At 51.3% G+C, this 18877-nt stretch carries 19 protein-coding genes and 1 pseudogene; 7 read left to right on the top strand and 13 right to left on the bottom strand.

The window, feature by feature from the left end; translation table 11 throughout:
* Positions 1-94 precede the first annotated feature (94 nt).
* Positions 95-982, top strand: coding sequence for a phospholipase D-like domain-containing protein (locus TEU_RS02880; protein ID WP_050002359.1), 888 nt, complete (start codon positions 95-97; stop codon positions 980-982).
* Positions 983-1146: 164 nt separating this feature from the next.
* Here the strand turns inward: TEU_RS02880 and hisS are convergent, their stop codons facing one another.
* The 10 genes and pseudogenes from hisS to TEU_RS02830 all read right to left on the bottom strand — a co-directional run bounded on the left by hisS (position 1147) and on the right by TEU_RS02830 (position 10490).
* Positions 1147-2454 (bottom strand): histidine--tRNA ligase, encoded by a 1308-nt coding sequence (gene hisS / locus TEU_RS02875; RefSeq protein WP_050002358.1) that lies wholly within the window; start codon positions 2452-2454, stop codon positions 1147-1149.
* 64 nt (positions 2455-2518) lie between these two features.
* Positions 2519-3133 (bottom strand): MarC family protein, encoded by a 615-nt coding sequence (locus tag TEU_RS02870; RefSeq protein ID WP_050002357.1) that lies wholly within the window; start codon positions 3131-3133, stop codon positions 2519-2521.
* A 116-nt stretch (positions 3134-3249) separates the two neighbouring features.
* Complete coding sequence (locus tag TEU_RS02865; protein ID WP_144244802.1) at positions 3250-3969, bottom strand: hypothetical protein; 720 nt, start codon at positions 3967-3969, stop codon at positions 3250-3252.
* Between the two features lie 36 nt (positions 3970-4005).
* Complete coding sequence (locus TEU_RS02860; protein WP_050002355.1) at positions 4006-5466, bottom strand: methyl-accepting chemotaxis protein; 1461 nt, start codon at positions 5464-5466, stop codon at positions 4006-4008.
* 3 nt (positions 5467-5469) lie between these two features.
* Positions 5470-6114 (bottom strand): DUF257 family protein, encoded by a 645-nt coding sequence (locus tag TEU_RS02855; RefSeq protein WP_050002354.1) that lies wholly within the window; start codon positions 6112-6114, stop codon positions 5470-5472.
* A gap of 463 nt (positions 6115-6577) precedes the next feature.
* Positions 6578-6715 (bottom strand): annotated as a pseudogene (locus tag TEU_RS12100) (transposase); the annotation flags it as partial.
* Between the two features lie 371 nt (positions 6716-7086).
* Positions 7087-7440 carry an IS1/IS1595 family N-terminal zinc-binding domain-containing protein gene (locus TEU_RS02845; RefSeq protein ID WP_144244801.1) on the bottom strand — a complete coding sequence of 118 codons (354 nt, stop codon included), beginning with the start codon at positions 7438-7440 and terminating at the stop codon, positions 7087-7089.
* Between the two features lie 178 nt (positions 7441-7618).
* Entirely contained in the window at positions 7619-8749 is a 1131-nt protein-coding gene (locus TEU_RS02840) for a cation:proton antiporter (RefSeq protein WP_050002352.1), read from the bottom strand.
* Between the two features lie 10 nt (positions 8750-8759).
* The gene (locus tag TEU_RS02835; protein ID WP_050002351.1) at positions 8760-9902 is read right to left on the bottom strand and encodes a cation:proton antiporter; all 1143 of its coding nucleotides are present in this window, start codon (positions 9900-9902) and stop codon (positions 8760-8762) included.
* 30 nt (positions 9903-9932) lie between these two features.
* On the bottom strand, positions 9933-10490 hold the full coding sequence (locus TEU_RS02830; RefSeq protein WP_050002350.1) for a CBS domain-containing protein: 558 nt from the start codon (positions 10488-10490) through the stop codon (positions 9933-9935).
* A 159-nt stretch (positions 10491-10649) separates the two neighbouring features.
* Here TEU_RS02830 and TEU_RS02825 point away from each other — a divergent pair, with 159 nt between their 5' ends.
* From TEU_RS02825 to TEU_RS02810, 4 genes are all read left to right on the top strand, one after another.
* On the top strand, positions 10650-12113 hold the full coding sequence (locus TEU_RS02825) for an NAD(P)/FAD-dependent oxidoreductase (protein ID WP_050002349.1): 1464 nt from the start codon (positions 10650-10652) through the stop codon (positions 12111-12113).
* 116 nt (positions 12114-12229) lie between these two features.
* A complete protein-coding gene (locus TEU_RS02820) occupies positions 12230-12835 on the top strand; it encodes a DUF257 family protein (RefSeq protein WP_050002348.1) in 606 nt (201 codons plus the stop codon).
* Positions 12825-13439, top strand: a complete 615-nt coding sequence (locus TEU_RS02815) for a DUF257 family protein (RefSeq protein ID WP_050002347.1) — start codon at positions 12825-12827, stop codon at positions 13437-13439. Before TEU_RS02820 ends, TEU_RS02815 begins: the two co-directional genes overlap by 11 nt.
* 123 nt (positions 13440-13562) lie before the next feature.
* A complete protein-coding gene (locus TEU_RS02810) occupies positions 13563-14093 on the top strand; it encodes a hypothetical protein (RefSeq protein WP_227738758.1) in 531 nt (176 codons plus the stop codon).
* A 261-nt stretch (positions 14094-14354) separates the two neighbouring features.
* Here the strand turns inward: TEU_RS02810 and TEU_RS02805 are convergent, their stop codons facing one another.
* Together TEU_RS02805 and TEU_RS02800 are read right to left on the bottom strand one after the other, a co-directional pair.
* Positions 14355-15179 (bottom strand): transglutaminase-like domain-containing protein, encoded by an 825-nt coding sequence (locus tag TEU_RS02805; RefSeq protein ID WP_158506632.1) that lies wholly within the window; start codon positions 15177-15179, stop codon positions 14355-14357.
* Positions 15180-15222: 43 nt separating this feature from the next.
* On the bottom strand, positions 15223-15972 hold the full coding sequence (locus TEU_RS02800; protein ID WP_050002345.1) for a hypothetical protein: 750 nt from the start codon (positions 15970-15972) through the stop codon (positions 15223-15225).
* 124 nt (positions 15973-16096) lie between these two features.
* Here TEU_RS02800 and ttuA point away from each other — a divergent pair, with 124 nt between their 5' ends.
* Together ttuA and TEU_RS02790 are read left to right on the top strand one after the other, a co-directional pair.
* Positions 16097-17011: a tRNA-5-methyluridine(54) 2-sulfurtransferase gene (gene ttuA, locus TEU_RS02795; protein ID WP_050003919.1), complete on the top strand. Its 915-nt coding sequence runs from the start codon at positions 16097-16099 to the stop codon at positions 17009-17011.
* On the top strand, positions 17008-17502 hold the full coding sequence (locus TEU_RS02790; protein ID WP_050002344.1) for a hypothetical protein: 495 nt from the start codon (positions 17008-17010) through the stop codon (positions 17500-17502). Before ttuA ends, TEU_RS02790 begins: the two co-directional genes overlap by 4 nt.
* On the opposite strand, the gene TEU_RS02785 is transcribed toward TEU_RS02790, so the two are convergent.
* On the bottom strand, positions 17495-18835 hold the full coding sequence (locus TEU_RS02785) for a glycosyltransferase family 2 protein (RefSeq protein ID WP_050002343.1): 1341 nt from the start codon (positions 18833-18835) through the stop codon (positions 17495-17497). The genes TEU_RS02790 and TEU_RS02785 overlap by 8 nt on opposite strands.
* Positions 18836-18877 lie beyond the last annotated feature (42 nt).

The raw sequence follows: 18877 nt of genomic DNA, 5'->3' as shown, positions 1-18877 counted from the left end.
AGGGGGCTCCAGACTCATCATCCCAAACGGCAACTATACGGCAACTATTCACCCGCAAGTAATTTATTTAAATGTCACGGGGGACGGTCGCCCCATGAGGGCAAAAAACTACGTGCTGGTGTTAGTAGTCGCCGCGGTACTCCTCACTGCAGGGTGCCTCGGCGGGAAAACAGTTGAGAACGCAGGGACGGTCACCGTCGAGAAGAACAGGACAGTTACAGAGACAACAACGACCACTAAAATCGTCCCCGTGGAGAACAGGAGCTCGGAGATGGAGCTTGCCGAGAACCTCTCAAAGTGCAATAGCCAGGTACTGCTACTCCAGCAGGCCCTTAACCAGACGATGGAGAGACTAAAAAACCTCAGCGAGAGCTACAAAGCCTGCCTAGTGGAAGTTGAAAGCCAGAGGAATACAAGCAAAAGCTTGAAGGCATGCGAGGACGACCTAGCCAGAACCCGGGAGAAACTGAGGGAGACAACGGCGGAGCTGGAGTCCTGCAGGGAGCGGCTTGAAAACATGTCCGGCAACACTACAAGCGTTGAGCTTCTGCCTGACGAAGAGTACTACCGCAGGGCCATAAGTGCAATAGATAACTCCAGGGAGAGTGTATACGTTATGATGTTCTTGATGAAGTACGACCCAGGGGACAGCTTTGACTGGGCCAACGACCTCATACGGGCCCTCGTCAGCGCCAGGAGAAGGGGCGTCGAAGTCCACGTGCTCCTTGAAGACAGCCTCGAAGACAACAGGGAGGCCTACGAGTACCTCCGCTCCAACGGAGTAGATGTTTCCTTTGACTCACCCCAAACGACCCTCCACGCAAAGGTCATAGTTGTTGACGGCGAAATAGTTTTCATCGGGAGCCACAACTGGAGCGAGAGCGCCCTGTACTGGAACCACGAGGTGAGCGTACGGATACGCTCCAGGGAAATGGCAGAGAGGGTAATAGCGTACTTCGAGGACGTCAGAAGGGAGGCCTGAGTCCTCCACACTTTTTTATACTTCTCACACTACACAGAACCATAGAAAGGGGTGGTCTGGATATACCTGAAGTAGCGCTCCTGCCCTCCCTTCGTGAGAAAGTTTGAGGCGGGGAAGATGAAAAGAAAGGCCAGAGAGTTTAGAGTTGAAGTTAAGAAATGAGTTCAGAGGCCCAGAAGGGCCAGCACTTCTTCCACAACCCTCTCCTTCTCCACGGCCCTCTGTTCTCCGCTCTCCATGTCCCTTATAGTCACCCTGCCCTCGGCGAGGTCTCTCTTACCGATGAGTACGACGTAGGGGACACCGAGCCTTCCAGCATAGTCAAGGGCCTTCCTAAGCTTTCTGCCGGTCAGCTCAACGTCGGCCTTAACGCCAGCCCTCCTGAGGGCCGAAACCACATCAACTGCGGTCTTTTTGAGCTCAGCCTCGTTTCCGATTGGAATCACGTAGACGTCGGGTCTCAGCTTCGGCTCCGGAATTAGGCCCTTCCATTCGAGGATTGGAATGAGCCTCTCAACGCCTATTGCGAAACCCGTCGCTGGCGTCGGCTTGCCACCGAAGACCTCGATGAGGTTGTCGTACCTTCCACCGCCGCCTATCGAGCCGATTCCGAGGTCGTTCGGCGCTATCGCCTCGAAGACGACGCTCGTGTAGTAGTCAAAACCGCGCGCTATTCCGAGGTCAATCCTAATCCATTTCGAGACTCCATAGGCGTCGAGCAGGTCAACCAGCTCGTAGAGGCGCTTGATTTCTTCTTTAGCCTTCTCGCTCGTGAAGAGCTCTTCCGCCTTCGGGAGAACCTCGTTCGGCTCGCCCTTTATTTCAATCAGCGAGAGGACTTTCTCGACGCCCTCATCGTCCAGCCCAAAGTCTTTCAAAGCTTTAACGAACTCCTCTTGGGTAAGCTTGTCCTTCTTGTCTATGAGCCTCATGAGCCCGATGTCGTCTTTGACGCTGAGCATCTTGGCGAACTCGTCGAGCAGAATTCTGTCACCGACGTTCACTGTGAAGTCCTCAAGGCCTGTGGCGAGGTAGCTCTCTGTGAAGAGCGCGATTACCTCAGCATCGGCCTCGACCTTATCGCTCCCGATGAGCTCAACGCCCGCCTGCCAGAACTCACGGTAGCGGCCGCTCTGTGGTTCCTCGTAGCGGAACATGTTGGCGATGTAGTACCACTTGATGGGCTTCGGAGCCGTTTGGAAAGATGAGACGTAGAGCCTCGCGACGCTCGAAGTCATGTCCGGCCTCAGGGAGATGTCCCTACCCCCCTTGTCGAGGAAGGCGTAGAGCTGTTTAACGACTTCCTCACCGCTCCTGAGCCTAAAGAGGTCAGTGTATTCAAAAGTGGGCGTTAAGACCTCGTGAAAGTTATAACGCTCAAAGGTTTCGCGAATCTTGTCAAGCACCCATCTCCTCTTCGCCATCTCTCCTGGTAAAAAGTCCCTCGTCCCCTTAACGCGCTCAACTTTCATTTCTCTCACCTTTTCAGAAGAGAGGAGGGAGAAGTTAAAAGGTTATCCCGACAAGGTTTGACGTTCATCCAGAAGATGTCATGAGGAGGTATATCCCGACGACGCCCTCGACCATCATTTGAGCCCCAATGGCCATTATGAAGAGACCGATTATCCTTATCGTGACGCTCAGGAACGTCTTATTGACCGACTTCATCATGTAAAGCGCAACAAACATCGAGATGGCAACGATAGCTATCGCTATGGCAGTGGCCGAAAGGGAAACGAGGTAGCCATACTCGGCCGTGAGGGTGATGGCGGCAGTTATCGCGGCGGGACCGGCTATCAGGGGCATCGCAACGGGAACGGCGGCTAGAGCGAGTATGTCGCGCTCCCTCTTCAGCGTGAACATTCCGCCGCCTTCCAGCGCTTCCAGACCTATCTTGAAGAGAACGAAGCCCCCAGCAACCTTCAGGGCGTTTATGTCTATGTGGAAAATCTCCCGCAGAATTATCTGGCCGGCCACGGCGAAGCTCGCCAGGAGAAGGAAACCTATAAGGTTGGCCCTTATGATGAGGGCTTTAATGTCCTCTATGTGGAAGTCCTCGCGCAGAAAGCTGACGAGGAGTATCTTATCGCTCGGGTCTATCATGATGAGCATCAGCAGTGCGGAGCTCAGTATGGTTGACAGTTCACTCATATTCGGAGCTGGGGAAAGCGATTTAAAAAGCTACCCCTCATATTGAACAAGCGATGACGAGACCGGCACTGTCTGAGGTATGATGAGCACTCGGTTGGCCGAGCTAGTCGAGCTTTTCAAAGCGGAGATGGTGCATTTTCCCATTTTTCGTCGAGAGCCTGAAGTCGTAGGTCATGGGGTTCAAAGCTCGGACTTGGAGTTTTGAGTACGACCATTCTCTCAACAAGCGTATCATCTTTTATGCTAGACTTGAAAGCTACCATTGTGTCAGAGATGCTTGAAACCCACGCAACAAGACGCTCGGAAACAACGTCTGTGTTAACAAGGAGTATTGTTGATATCGTTCTGTTGAGTGACTCTCTGGCAAGAAATGCAACTTCAGAGTTCAGAAGCTTGAGAGTTGCCTTCTCCCCGAACATTACCACAGTACCATCGAGGGTATATATCAGCTTAATTATTCCTTTGCCTTCAGAAAGGGGGTATATAACGTCTCGGTAGATTTTTTCTATTTTGGGCGCTAGGGTATCTTCTGTTGGATTATCAACCCTGATAACATAGTCATCAAAAGGTGGAATGTTATAGCGAGACCCAAAGAGGTCAACAATCTTCAGAAATCCTTGCTTGGCTAGCTCGGGAATATTAAGTCCCGCAAAAGATGCCCGGGAAATAAGTCGAGGGACAGGAAGGGAGTAGTTGTGAACAACGCCAAAAAAATCCTCCTCTACGAGGGCCCTGAGAATTTCGAACCCGAGTGTCCAACCAAGGGAGTAGGCGTCATAGAGTATTGAGGTTACCGAACCGTTTTCTACGCTCTCTACAATGAGCTCACTGACCACATCCACACCATTAACGCGCGGCATAGTATCCCCCGTTCAGGCTCTTATGAACTCCACGGCGTGCCTGAGCTCTCCAACTATCTGTCTCAGTTCAAGGATGTTCCTCCTGACTTCCTCCAGGGCAGAGGCCTGCTCCTCAGCACTCGCACTGACCTCCTCGGCGCTGGCAGTTGTTTCTTCGGCACTCGCGGCAAGGTTCTCAAGGGCCTTCTTGGCCTCTTCCATCTCCTCGTTCGTCCGCCCTATCTCAGACTTAAGCCCCGAGAAGCGCTCCTCGACGTCCTTCAAGAGCTCGCTGATATTGACCAGGTAACCAACGGTCTCCCTCAGGAAGTCCACAGACTCGTCTATGACCCTTGAGCCGTTCTTTGTCTCAATTACGGCGTTCTCCACTTTGTCCTGGATTTCGTTAACTATCTCCTTTATCTTCTCAGCCGCCCGTTTGCTCTCCTCCGCTAGATTCCTGATCTCCTCGGCAACGACGGCAAATCCTTTCCCAGCATCACCCGCCCGCGCCGCTTCAACGGCCGCATTGAGTGCCAGAAGGTTAGTCTGCTCCGCAATTGAGCTGATTGCGTTTATTATCTCGTCAATATGCCTGCTCCTGTCGGCAACCTCTGAGACAGCCTCACTTATAGAGCGCATTGAGCTCTGAATCTGCCCAATCTGAGAAATGGCCCGCTGTCCGTTCTCCTCACCTTCCCTGGCTATGTTAAGAACTTCCTCTACAATACCACTGAACTCCTCAACGGCCTCCATAGTCTTCCTAGTCAAGTCCGCAGTCATGTTAACGCTGTCCGTTATCATTGTGATGCTCTCCTGCTGTCTCTGCGCCTCTGTACTGACCTGACTAATGGCCTCAGCGACCTGACCTACAGCTTCACTTATCTCAGATGTAATCTTAGTGAGGTCGTCAGCCCGGTTCTCAAGAGTCGTAGCAAGCTCCTTGACAGTCACCATAAGGCTCTTCAGATTCACTATCGCAGAACGCATTGAGTTGAGAATTTCCTCAAAGTCACCCTTAGCGTGGGCCGTTAACTCTTCAGTTATGTCGCCTTGGGATATTTTCTCCATTCTTTCAGCTATGAGTTCAAGGGTCTCAAGAACATCTGTCGAAATTACTTTGAAAGCCTCAAGAAGCCTACCTATCTCATCATTTTCACGGTAGCGGATTCTCCCTATCATCTGCTCCGCTTCTTTGAGCCGGCCCTCAGAAATCGCGTTCGCAACGCGTGTCATTTCAACTACCGGTTCAAGGGCGGAGCCCATCAGCTTGAAGGCTATCCCGCCCGACACAAGGGCAGTGAGTGCCATTATCCCTATGTTCATCCAGAGGATACGCCTGTGTGAGCTGAGGACAGCCTGCACAGAGGCTCCTGCAGACGCTAGGGCCCCTGTAAGCTGCTTCATAGCAATCTGCTGGACGATAATGGCGCTGAGAACTACAAGAACCAGGGGAATGGCAATAGCCATGAAAAGCTTCCTTCTGAAGTCCATGGCTCACACCTCTCCCTTTATTCCCCTGAGTTCTGGGAAAACGCTTTTCTTTACAACAAATCCCTCTCCGCCCCTTTCGAGTTGGAGGACAATCGGAAACATTAGCCTTAGGAGGGGAAGGGCCTCAAAAGAAGCCTGTCCCACTGATTCGGAGTTAATAAAGACCACGTTGATAACATCTTTGTTCTGTATTATTTGTCTGCCTATGTCGTGTATCTGCTCAATCAGCTCCTTTTTGTCGAAGAGGTTCATAATCATGTCAATACCTACTTGTATGTTGAGTTTGACTCTGTTATTGTCATCGCTCCTCAATATCCTAGACAGCGCTTCCTCGTAGCGAACCTTGTAAACGGGATATGGGGAGATAGGCACTGTTTGAAGGACGTTTCCAACGTTTATCTTACCCCCAACTTTGATTACCGAGATGTTGCTGATAAAGTCGGTATCCATACCCAAAAGCTCCGCGTGGTAGAGATACACTGAAAAGGCGTCAAAGAAGTCAGTCACGACTAAGTCTATTTGGGAATCTCCGCAGCATTCAAAGACATCTCTAAGAAGCTTAACCAACACATACCCAACTATGTCCTCGGAAGTATGTTCTATTAGCACACTCGCCTTTTGACTCATTACTATCTTCGCGATACCCATTCAATACACCCCCCTTCTCAAAATTTTGGAAAGAATGTGCTATTTTTAAATGTTTTTGCATATTTTAGTTACATAAACTATCCAATCCAATTCAAAATCAATTGAAAATCTTACAAAATAAAACACAAAGTAAATAGTTTAAAAAACTGTTTAGTAATGCTCAATAGTTTAAAAATAAAATGTCCAAAGGTCAAAACTGAAACCTTTAGAGTTAGAGACAACACCCAGACAATATAATAAAATAGAGGTTCAACAAAGTTTTTTATTAGACCTTGCACCTAGTACCAACTGTAACACCCAAAGATTCTAACAATTTGACAAAGAAGCTTCTATGATTTTTTACCCGCCCCACGAGTCTAGATACCGTAGAAAAGGAACGACCTGTCATCTTGGCTATTGCCCCTGGTTCCACCTTTAAACACAAATAAAGATACGCAACTACCAACGAGAATTTCAAATCATGAAGCCCCTTTAGAGGAGTCCCTTCCAGCTCAGTGAACGTCCTACCGCAGGACTTGCACCTGAATCGCTGAATCCTTAAACCGTTAGCTTTAACCACGCCGCCGATTCTCACAAGTGATGTTGAGCCACAGACAGGGCACTTTGGGGGAACTAGTGTTGATGCCCTTCTGATAATTACTTCTTCAGGGATAGAGAGAATTTGCTCAAGCTCCCTCAGAGAGTCCATCGACGCCATAATTTCACCCAGACGAGCCTAATTCTGTTTATATTTTTTAGGTTTTATTGTGATTTCTTGAAATGAAATTATGGAAATATTTAACGATAATTATTGTTTTAATCAAAAAACATTACCTATTAAACGGAAGCTCAAAAAATGTTGCAAGTTTAACGTTCAAACTGGAATCAAAACCAGCATATCATAATATGAAAAACAAAAAAACTCAAAACACACAAGATCCGAAGACAAAGAATGAAAAAACAAAATGCCCAACAACATTCTTTCAAGAGACCTTACGAACGAGCCTTTAGTAACACGTCCAGCACCCGCTCCAAGAACTTCCTGTGCTTGTACGCTCTTATTGATAGTCTTTTAACAGAGGGATACGACATCCCCAGCAATTTGGCTATGGCAGACTCCTTCAAGCCAGCTCTGAGGCGGAGATACGCCACCGCCACAAGGGCTTTTGGGTCATGAACCCCCTTAAAGGGCGTGTCTTCGAGTTCCGTGAATGTTCTGCCACAGCGCTTGCACTGAAAGCGCTGAACCCTGAAGCTACCCCTGTCCAAATAGCCTATCCTGACGACATCTCTTGAACCGCAATCAGGGCATGCGAGGTCGAAGCCGCACCACCTTGACTGCTTCAATGATGTCTTTCTCTGAGGCCCTCATGATGCGGGAAAACTCTCCAAATGACCTTGCCTCCATTTTCACCACCCCCATAACTCGATTATAGTAACAAAAAGTTGCAATTATAAAATTTTGTGACCAATATCGTGCCTAGATATAATAAAAACAACACAAATGAACGTAAAGATGTGCACATCAGTGTCCCGCGGAAAACACAGTCTTAAGCAGGGGCGGCGTTATCACCGTCGTCACGAACACCATGAGAATGGCCACGGTTAGTGCGTCCGAACCGATTACACCGCTCGACATCGCAACGGCGAGCATCGCCAGCTCGACGCCCATTCTGGGAACCATTCCAACACCGATTCTGAGAGAGGACGCCCAGTCAAAGCCGGCAAGCCTTGCACCGAGGCCACATCCAACTATTTTGCTCACTATGGCCATGATGGTGTACAGGACGGCGAAGAGGCCAGCGTGAGGTATGTAGCCAAGCTCTATTCTCATGCCCACCTCAACAAAGAACAGTGGAATGAAGAGGGAGTAGCCGAGGACGTTCATATGGTCCATTATCGCCTTCTTCTTGGAGCTCTGGCCGAGTGCGAGGCCCGTGAGGTACGCTCCAAGTATTGAAGCGAGGTTCAGGTGCTCGGCCAAGTATGCGAAGACGATAAGGAAGACCAGGGCAAAGGCAGTCTCGCTCTCAGGAAGGTCTATGCGCGAGATAAAGCGAAAAGCCCCGTCCGCGAGGCCGGGCCCGAAGTAGAGGAAGAAAAAGAGGAGCAATGAAACAGAGATAATGACCTCAAGGAGGCTGGAGTAGTCAACGCTCCCGCCCTTTATAATCGAGATTGCCACCGTGAGTACGAGAATTCCAAGGATATCGTCAACGACGGCAGCCGCGAGAATCGTCGTCCCCTCGCGCGTGTTGAGCTTTCTGAGCTCCATTAATACCTTCACCGTTATGCTCACGCTCGTCGGCGTCATCATGGCGCCGTAGAGGACGGCCTCGTGGAGGGGGACGAAAAAGTAAGCGACGGCAAAGCCGAGGAGAAAAGAAACGAGAACACCTACCCCTGCAACTACAACGCTCTGCTTCCCGACGCGCTTGAACTCCTCCAGCTCGCTCTCAAGGCCCGCTATGAAGAGGAGCAACAGGACTCCAAGGTTGGCAAACTGGCTTATAACCTCGTTCGTCTCGAAGAATATGCCAATCAACAGGCCCCCAAATATCTGGCCCAGAACCACAGGCTGGCCAAACCTTTCGAAGATATAGCCCATCAGCTTCGCCGTTGCAAGCATTACCGCTATCAGGAGGAGTATCTCCATGCTATCGCCCCTATTCCCTCGAAAAGGCCCACTTCAGGAGGAAAGGAGTAACCAGCGTCGTTATTATCACCATGCTGACGGGTATCGAGAACGTCCCCCTGTCAAAGACGCCCTCCCGGAGGCCTATGTTGGCCATTATAAGGGCCACCTCCATTCTCGGAACCATGCCAACCCCAACCTGAAGGGCTTCCCGAGCCTTAAACCCTGTGAGCACTCCACCAATTCCACAGCCGATAATTTTTCCAACTATCGCCATAACCGCGTAGAGTCCTGCAAAGGCCCCTACGTGGGCCAAGACGTGGACGTTGGTCTCAATGCCTATGCTGACGAGAAAGACTGGTATAAATAGCGAGTAGCCGATGGTCAGGGTCTTGCTGGTGATTTCTCTCGCCTCGGCACTGCCCGCCACAATGAGGCCGGCAAGGTAAGCGCCCGTTATGCCCGCCAGCTGGAACCGCTCGGCGATGTAGGCAAAAATGAGCATTATGGCTATTGCAAAGGCCGTTACCGTCTCCGGCAGGTTTATTCTCTCAGACGCCCTCAGGGCTTCCTTTACCGCGGGACTGCCAAGGAGGAGACCAAGGATGAAAAAGAGGACAACTTCACCGAGGATTATAAGGACGTCCACGGGATAAACGCTCCCCTTTGTGTTCATGGCGACGAGAACCGTTAAAATTATGATACCAAGGACGTCGTCAACGACGGCAGCCGCGAGAATCGTTGTGCCGACCCTTGTACGGAGCTTTTTCATCTCCATAAGGATGCTCGTTGTCAGACCGACGCTCGTGGCAGTCAGAATTCCACCCAAGAATAGTGCCTGGAGGTGGGAATACCCCCATGCAAGGGCACTGACGTACCCAAGAATAAATGGGATTATAACGCCAAGAACTGCCACTATGAAGGCGGGAACACCGACGTTTTTGAACTCCTCGATGTCGGTTTCGAGGCCTGCCAGGAAAAGCAGCATGACGACGCCGAGCTCAGCGATTAGTTTAATTCCTTCATCATATGCCACCAAGTTTAACAGTGACGGACCTATTAAAATGCCACCAATCAGCTGGCCGAGGGCCGCAGGAAACCCAAAGCGAACTGTGAGGTAGCCGAACAGCTTTGCAACTACGAGTATCAGCGCCAGCTCCAGGAACACGTCCATGATTATCATCCCGCTTTGGTTTTTAGAGGCTCACGAGGAGACTATGCGAATCAGACGGATTATGTCCTTGACCTCAAGGACGCCGTGGACGCGGTTTTCATCGTCAACAACCGGGAGGTGGTGCTTTCCCGTTTCGAGCATTATCCCTATCGCCCGACCGAGGTTGTCATTGACGTGGATGGTTACGGGCCTGCGAACCATTATGTCCCCCACACGGGAGGCACGGTTAATGGAATACTTCTTCAGCAGGCCGACACCGACTATGGAGTACCTCTTGGGGGGCTCGAAGAAGCGGAGAATGTCCTTCATGGTGACGAAGCCAAGGAGCTTGCCCTCATTATCAACGATGACAGCGGAGCTTTCCTCGTCCCTGAGGCTCTGCACGAGCTTTGATAGGGGGTCTTCAGGGTGAAGCGTCAGGAACTCCCTGTCCATGACCAGCCTGACGGGAACCTTGGAGATGTAGCGGATGTTGTGGCTGAGCTCCTCCTTGCGCTGGAGCTGTATCATTCTGCGCTTGCTGTGGATTATCTTCACTTTCTTGGCCTTTGTAGCTTTGTTATTCTCAAAGGTCTTTACTTGCTCCATAATGCACCCACTGAATTTAATAATACACAAAAGTGTTTAAAGGTTTCGGGGATTTTTTGGCAAGTTCGTGTTAATAGCAGGGAAAAAATGAAAACAGATTAACCAGGAATTTGCCAAAAACTTTTTAAGGAACAACCCAGAGACACCGGTAAGGGAAATATGGTTTCTGGAACCGGAGACGGAAAGACCTACGACGTCGTTATTGTTGGAGCTGGCCCCGCTGGACTTTTCGCGGCCTACGAGCTGGCGGAGAAGAGCGACCTGAGCGTTCTCGTCATAGATGAAGGCGGCGACGTCAAGCAGCGCGTTTGTCCGATGTACGAGCTCGGTTATTGTGTCGAGTGCAAGCCCTGCCACATAATGAGCGGTGTCGGCGGCGCCGGCGGTCTGAGCGACGGCACGATAAACCTCCGTCCGGACATTGGCGGTGACCTAACCGAGCTGACGAACGATGAGAACTACGCCTGGCAGCTCGTATGGGAAGTTGACCAGATTTTTCTAAAGCATAAAGCACCGAGGAACCTCTTCAAGGGGAACCCGGAGCAGGTGAAGTACTGGGAGCAGAAGGCGGCACAGGCGGGAGTGAAGTTCATACCCATAATCCAGAGGCACATAGGCTCCGACAGGACGCCCGAGGTCATAGACGACATAAAGCGGTATCTGGAGAGCAAAGGGGTCAAGTTTCTCCTCTGGACGAAGGCTTTGGAGTTCGGAAAGGGCTGGGTCAAAGTGAGGCGCGGAAAGGACGTCTTCGAGATTAAAGCCCGCTACATAATCGTTGCCCCCGGAAGGGGCGGGGCGGACTGGTTCCACGAGGTGGCCCAGAGGATAGGCCTAAAGGCGAGGCACGGGCCCATTGACGTTGGCGTCCGCGTTGAGGTTCCGGCGATAGTCATGGAGCCGATAACGAGCATAAACCACGACCCCAAGTTCCACATCTACACCGACACCTACGACGACTTCGTGAGGACTTTCTGCACCAACCCGAACGGCTTCGTCGTCGAGGAGCGCTACGACGGCTACGTCGGTGTAAACGGTCACTCGATGCACGAGAAGAAGAGCAACAACACCAACTTCGCCTTCCTGAGCAGGATAGAGCTCACCGAGCCCGTTGAGGACACGACAGCTTACGGCAAGAGCATAGCGCAGTTAGCTACCACGATAGGCGGTGGGAAGCCCCTCATTCAGCGCCTCGGCGACCTGAGGAGGGGAAGGAGGAGCACGTGGGCGAGGATAAGGAGGAGCGACGTCGAGCCCACCTTAAAGAACGTAACGCCGGGAGACATAGCGATGGCTTTACCGCACCGTGTCGTGACGAACATCATAGAGGGCCTGGAAAAGCTCGACCGCGTTCTTCCGGGCGTTGCAAGCGACCACACACTCCTCTACGCGCCGGAAATCAAGTACTATGCCATGAAGGTCGAGGTAGACGAGAACCTTGAGACGAGCATCGAGGGCATCTTTGCCGCTGGAGACGGAGCCGGTTTGAGCAGGGACATAGTAAACGCAGCCGCCACCGGCCTCCTCGCCGCGAGGGGAATACTCAAGAAGGAGGGCCTCTACACCGAGAAGGACTTCAGGAAGCCGGGGAACTGGAAGGAAAAGATAGAGTCGCTCAGCTGACTCCCATCACTACTTTTTCCCAATTCTCCCATATACGCTAACCATTAACACACATAGAAGAGCATTGAGAAAAGTATTTATGCATTGACACTGTATTTTAGTTCTGGGTGGTGTATATGAATACAATCCTTGATGCCCTCACAAACGCCAGAGAGGGCATAATCCTGGTGGAGTACCCATCGAAGGGCCACCCCGAACTGACGTTCTTTGAAATTGTCAACAGGTGGAGGCAGAAAGGTATAACCCCCCTTATAGTCGATATCTGGGACACCCTTCACATTTTTATCCAGAACCTGAAGTTTGAGGGGAAGGAGCTGGACATCAGTGACGTTCCAGTGATAAAGGAAAGGGGCGTCGTTAAGACAGGAAAGCTCATAGGACGGGTTGATGTCATGGAAGACTTTGACTACCACCTCGCGGCCTATGGCCAGCTCGCAAGGAGAGTCCCAGAGCAGTCAAGGAACCACACGATAGTAGTGGGGATGGAGAAGTTCTCATTTCCATTCATAGACAACCCCCCCAAGCTGGAGCGGTATTTTGAAAGAGTAACAAGAAGATACCTGACCATAGAGAACAGAACCAACTTTCTGTTCCTCAACACGGACATCGCCTCCGAGTACCTCAGGAAGGGGCTTGAACTGGACTCTGACTACGTGGTGAAAATAGACGGCAGGAACGTCCAGCTCTTAAAGTCGCCGGGGGTGACTGAAAATGGACTTTAAGGAGTACCTATCAAGGATTTCTCCCGGGGAGAGCGTCCTCATCGAACACACCTCCCTGTCAGCATATCCCCTCGCATTCTACAGAATTGGCGAGAAGTACGGCTGGGACAGAATCCTTCTTATTGACGTGATAGACTCCAGCCTGATAGTTCTCAGGTGGCTCAGGCTCTCAGGCAGCGGCGTTCCCACCAACATCAGAAGAATAAAGGTGGGAGGGGTCTCAAGCTGGGGCAACGTGGTGCTGGACGTTAACCCGTACAATGACCCGGGAATCTTTATGAGTAAGGTAACCAAGACTGTGCAGAGGTTGTACTCAAAAAACGACTTTACTGTAGCCCTCATCATGAACCCCGAGAGACTCGTCCCCCTCCAAAACGGGGACAGGAGTTTTATACTGGCACTCGCAGACATGGCGTCCGCATTCCTCGGAAACCCCCGGAAAGTTGCCTTCTACTTCATCAACGGGGAGATCGCGGATAAAGGGTACCTGGCCCTCCTTGAGGAGGCCTTCACGCGGGTTCTGGCATTCACGGAAAAGACAAAGCTCACAGTCCTGAAATCTCTTGAAATTGGAGAGGAAGGGCGCGAGATAGAGCTTAAGTAATGCGGAGAAGAAAACAGCGAGATTACAGCATCTTTTCTGTTTTATTTCCCCTAATGATATTCCAAACAGCCGGGACAGAAAAACTTCTTAAAGTCCTGATAAAATTACGTCACGGGTGATTATGTGGAAGCCCTGGCCATGGTCATCGGGTCCGCGGTTGCATACCTGGTTCTGTCCTGGAGAAAGGAAAGAGAATGGGAGGAGGAGCTTGAGCTCAGCAGGGGGCTCAACATCGTCAGAATGTTCAAAGACCCTGAGTACAACATAACTCCAAAAAACCGCCAGAACACCAAAGTGGCCATCAAGCACGCCGTTAAGATAGACAAACGCGCTCTTCTGGAGAACATGCCCAAGAGCGCAACGATTATCATAGTGGACAGTGAGGGGAGAGCCTACGCGGGTAAATTCGGGGGAGTAGAATATGAACAAAGAGGAATATTTCCTTTCAAAAAGAACGTTCCAAAGATTAAGGTAAGGACAGCAAAGCAGGGCCGGCCGGTTGTAAGGGAATACAACAACATCGACGAAGTCTACATCAAGCTGATGAAGAGCACCGAGCGCATAGCCGAGGAGTGGAGGAAGGATAAGTTCTACTACGCCGCCATCGTGGCAAAAAAGAAGGGCAGGTATCCGTTTAAGATAAGGAGAGGCTAATACCGAAGGTTCCCCCACAAAACAAGGCTAACATCACATAGATGACATTAAGAAGAGCCCTCACAGTGGGAGGGGCTTCAAAAAGCCATAACTGAAAGAAAAAATAGAAAACTCAACAAGAGAGAACAGCAGGCTCCCTTTACCTTGCCACCTCCAATACAATCACTAACCCGGGATAGCTCCAGGAGTCGCCTGTATGTGCGGATATCCTAATTTCATCGTTGATAAGACCTATCTTCATGTAGTAGGCGTCGCACTCCCTCAGCGGTTTATCCCATTCACTTTCTCCCCGAACCGAGGCCCCAGCCAGTAATAGCGGACGAGCTTCTCCGCCAGTAGGGGATGGTAATAAAGCGCCAAATCGGATATCCCGTATAAAACCCACCCTTCCGTAAATCCATACGGAAGATAATTATTGGCAGGTCGTCCAGTGTTCACCAGCGATTCAAAGTCAGATTCAGCGTTCTCTTTCAGCCTCACATCCCTGTGGTATTGAGGATACCTCTCAAGGAGTAGCTCCTCAGTTAGATTCTCGATTAGCCCAATGTCCTCCCAGGTCATTCTGTACGCCATACTTCCAAGCCTCTCACAGGCCCACGTCCAGTTCTCCACGTTAACCTCACCCTTCCCGTCCAGAGAAATCCTGTAGAACGTCACGTTCTCTATTTCGCCCATACCCCTCTCGATTGAGTACCAGTAGTAGTTGCCAAGGGGGATTATCGGGAGTTCCTGATCGAGGACAAAATACGTGCCGTTGATTTTTATCGCTACTGTTGCGTGACCTATCGTTTGGTTCCAGTAGTCGATGCTGAGAACGTAAACTGGACTAACGTTGGCGTCGAGGAGGAGGTCGGCGGTTAGAATTGCGTAGTCTGTGCATATCCCGCTACGCAGGGCAAAAGCCGTGTCGTTGGTAGCCTGGAGCATTGTAAGGTTGAGGTACCGTTCCTTTTCGCTCTCATTAAGAGAGTCCCACAACTCAACACTTTGGTTCACGTACTCCGCCTTTGTATAGTTGTACTCGATATTTTCATCAATCCACCCCAAAACCGCCCACGCCCAGTCAAGGGCTGAAGTATACCCCAAAAAGCGCGATGAGATATTCTCAACTTTTTTCTCAGCAGAAAACTTAGGGCGGATTTGAGGGCGTCTGTTTCAGTTCCTTCGTACCTCCAGTCATGAGTCGGTCGGTTCCAATCCCAACCTCGTATCCGTCAGGCAGGTAATCCCCGTCGGTGTCCATCATGAGGGGATTGGTGTAGTAGACTAAAACCTCCCGCCCATCTGTCAAGTTATCCCGGTCAGTATCGTTCACTAAGGGATTCGTTCCGTAGGTGAGAACCTCGTCTCCATCGCTGAGACCATCACCATCCGTGTCGGCCTTCAACGGGTTGGTTCCTTTGGATAACTCCACGCCGTCTAAAAGAGCATCACCGTCAGTATCCTCGAGGCCCGGACTCGTATTCAAGATAAAGGCTTCCCTGTAATCACTCAACCCATCGCCATCGGTGTCATTGGTTAAGGGGTTAGTTTTAAGTTCAAGTTCCTCTCCATCAGGGATCCCATCCGCATCCGTGTCGGCCCCCAATGGGTTAGTCCCAATCTTAACCTCTTCACCATCGTCCAAACCATCGCCATCCGTGTCTTTCCTGTCAGGATCCGTCCTATAAACGTTTATTTCATCCCAATTTGAGAGGCCATCCCCATCGGAGTCCACCTCCTTAGATACTATCGTGTCAGTACCAGTGCCTGAAGGAACCCTCGATGTAACGTGCTCCTTGGGCGTTTGGGTCGCAGTACCCCCTCCCTCAATGCACGCAGATGAAAAAACGACACTAACAAGAACCGCTATTAGAATTGGTGCAACGATTGTATCCAACCTTATGGCCGGAACCCTCCATTTTCAATAGTAAGCTTCGTTCCCAAAGGTTATATGCCTTGCTACGTCACCACAAACATTTAATTAGCCTAAAAGAAGGGTTCTAAGGTGAAGAAAAATGCCGATGAGATGCAAGTTCTGTAAGAAACCAGCCTTCATCAAGCTTCACTACCCAAAGATGTACCTCTGCGAGGAGCACTTCAAGGAGTACTTCGAGAGAAAGGTCAAACGAACGATAGAGCGCTACAAAATGCTCAAACCAGATGAAAGGGTTCTTGTGGTCGTCAGCGGTGGCAAGGACTCGGCCGTCACCGCTTACATCCTCAAGAAGCTCGGCTACAACATAGAGTGCCTCCACATAAACCTCGGAATCGGCGAGTACTCGGAAAAGAGCGAGAGCTACGCTAAGAAACAGTGCGAGGCCTTAGGGGTTCCTCTTCACATAGTCCGCGTCAAAGAGCTTCTCGGCAAAGGAATCGGAGAAGTTAGGACAAGGAGGCCGACCTGCTCCTACTGCGGTTTAACGAAGCGCTACATCTTCAACAAGTTCGCCTACGACAACGGCTTTGACGCCGTCGCCACCGGCCACAACCTCGACGACGAGGCGAGCTTCATCTTCTCGAACATGATGCACTGGAACACACAGTACTTAGCGAAGCAGGGGCCGGTGACGCCGAGCCAGTTCAACGGCAAGCTCGTGAAGAAGGTCAAACCGCTGTACGAGGTCACAGAGAGGGAAGTGGTGGCCTACGCTCTCGCTAATGGCATCGAGTACATGATGGAGGAGTGTCCCTATTCCGTTGGAGCGACAACGATTGAATACAAGGAGATACTCAACGAGATGGAAGAGAAGAGGCCCGGGACGAAAATCAACTTCGTCAAGGGCTTTCTACGAAAGAGGCACCTCTTCGAGGCCGAACTTCAGGAGGCGGAGCTGAGAGAGTGCAGAGTCTGCGGCATGCCGTCGAGCGGAGAAGTCTGCTCGTTCTGCAGGTTCTGGCGCCTTGAAGAGCCGATAGACTTCAGGGTGAAAAGATGAGGGTAGTCGCCACGTTCCCGAGGCTCAGAAAAACACTCATACGCGCTATGGGAGCGTATAAGGTGTTCCTGTGGGCATGCTCGGCAGTTTCGGCAGTAATGGCCGGCATAAACGCAGCGACGGGGCGGACAGCCCCCGCGCTCATATACCTGACAGCGTGGGCGTTCTTCACTGCCTCGGCGCTCATGAACTCGGACTTGGAGGAGGAGCTCAGGAGAACACGCTTCACGGTGTACTGGCGGTTCTTCAGCCGCTATTCCCCTCCCCTCGGTGGCTACGCAGTGCTCCACATACTCACGGGTCTGGTCTTTATAACCGCAGACCTCGTTCAGGGCGGCTACAGTCCCCTCGCCCTCATGCTTATCCTAAAGGGAGTCTTTGAACATGTACTTCAGGGGCTCGCGGAGAACCTGAAGGCAGCTTCCTTCCTGTACTCGGAAGTCCTTACCGGAGACCTCGACAGGATTGCCCTGAAAGACCCCTTTAAGTGAAGCGCCTCGTCTTCTCCCAGTGGAGCCTGCCGGCGAGGAGCCTCAGCAGGCCACGCATCGTGTAAACAACCCCCGCAAGGACGAAGAGAAGGAAGTAAGCGGGGTAAGCCCCAACGAACCACCACTGGACTCCAAACCCAGTTCTCCGTTTTTCAAGCCAGTTCGAATAGGCAACCGAGACCCAGAAGACAAGGAACGCGAGGACTGAAATCACGAGAAAGAGTCTGGGCCTGGCGAGGGCCAGGGGAACGCCCCCCGAGAGGACGAGGTAGCCGTTGAGAAGAACCGAGAGGAACCAGAACACCGGCACAAGGTAGCTCATCATGTAAAAGTGCTCTATGAAGGCCTCAGTAAGGCCAGAGCAACTCCTCAGGACTGGCCAGTAGTATTCAAGCATGACCTGGAGGTGTCCCTGCGCCCAGCGGGAGCGCTGTTTGATGTAGTCCTTCATCGTCTCGACGGCCTCTTCCCAGCCAGTAACACCGTGGTAGTACCAGAAGCGGTAGCCCTCTATCAGCGCCCTCGCCCAGAGGTCCGTGTCCTCGGTAACGGAGTCCTCACGGAACTTGCCCAGGCGAAGGAGATGCGAAAAGCGGAGAAGAGCGACCGTTCCGCCGTACTTTCCATTTTCATTGAGCTTCATGTCCCCCTCTATGGCAACGTTAAAGCCCACGAGCCTCTCAAGGGTTATAAAGCGGGTGATGAAGTTCCTGTTCCAGTTTCTCGGCCTGACGTTACCCTGCACCCCAATGACGTAGTTGGGGGCACTTTCCATGATGCCCACGAGAGTCCTCAGAGCATCAGGCCCGAGGAGGTAGTCCGCATCGAGAATAAAAATGTAGTCAGGCCACTTGAACGCGGCCTCTATGACCTCAAGGGTGTAGTTCAGGGCCCTCGGCTTGCTCCGTCCCCTGTGGGACGGGACGTTGATGACAACCGCTTTGCCCCTCCAGGCCGATTCGATTTTCTTCATTACCTCAAGCGTCCGGTCGGTGGAGTTGTCGTTTATCAGAAAGACCTTGAAGTTTGAGTAGTCCTGGTTAAGCACAGAACGGGCCGTTTTCTCTATGACCGCCTCTTCATTGTGGGCGGGAATGAGGACGTAAACCGTTGGCTCAAAGAAACCCCTGGGAACTGGTTTCGGCCTCGCCGGATAGTCCCTTTGGGTGGCAAAGATGAGGAGCGTGTAGAAGACGAGGCCCGACGAGACCATGACGAACAGGAAAAACAGGACTGCCTCAAGTATGTAAGGAACCGGAATCAACAGGGAGAGCCCCGCCAGCAGGAGAATGTACAGGTAAAGCACTGATTGGAACTTGAGGGACGGCCTCATCACAAGGGTTTTATTCTGGAAGTATATATACCCTCTGGTTAA

Origin of the sequence: Thermococcus eurythermalis, assembly GCF_000769655.1 — an archaeon.
Taxonomy (GTDB): Archaea; Methanobacteriota_B; Thermococci; order Thermococcales; family Thermococcaceae; genus Thermococcus; species Thermococcus eurythermalis.
The sequence above is the reverse complement of the archived record's forward strand: the minus strand, read 5'-3'. Positions and strand labels throughout refer to the sequence as shown.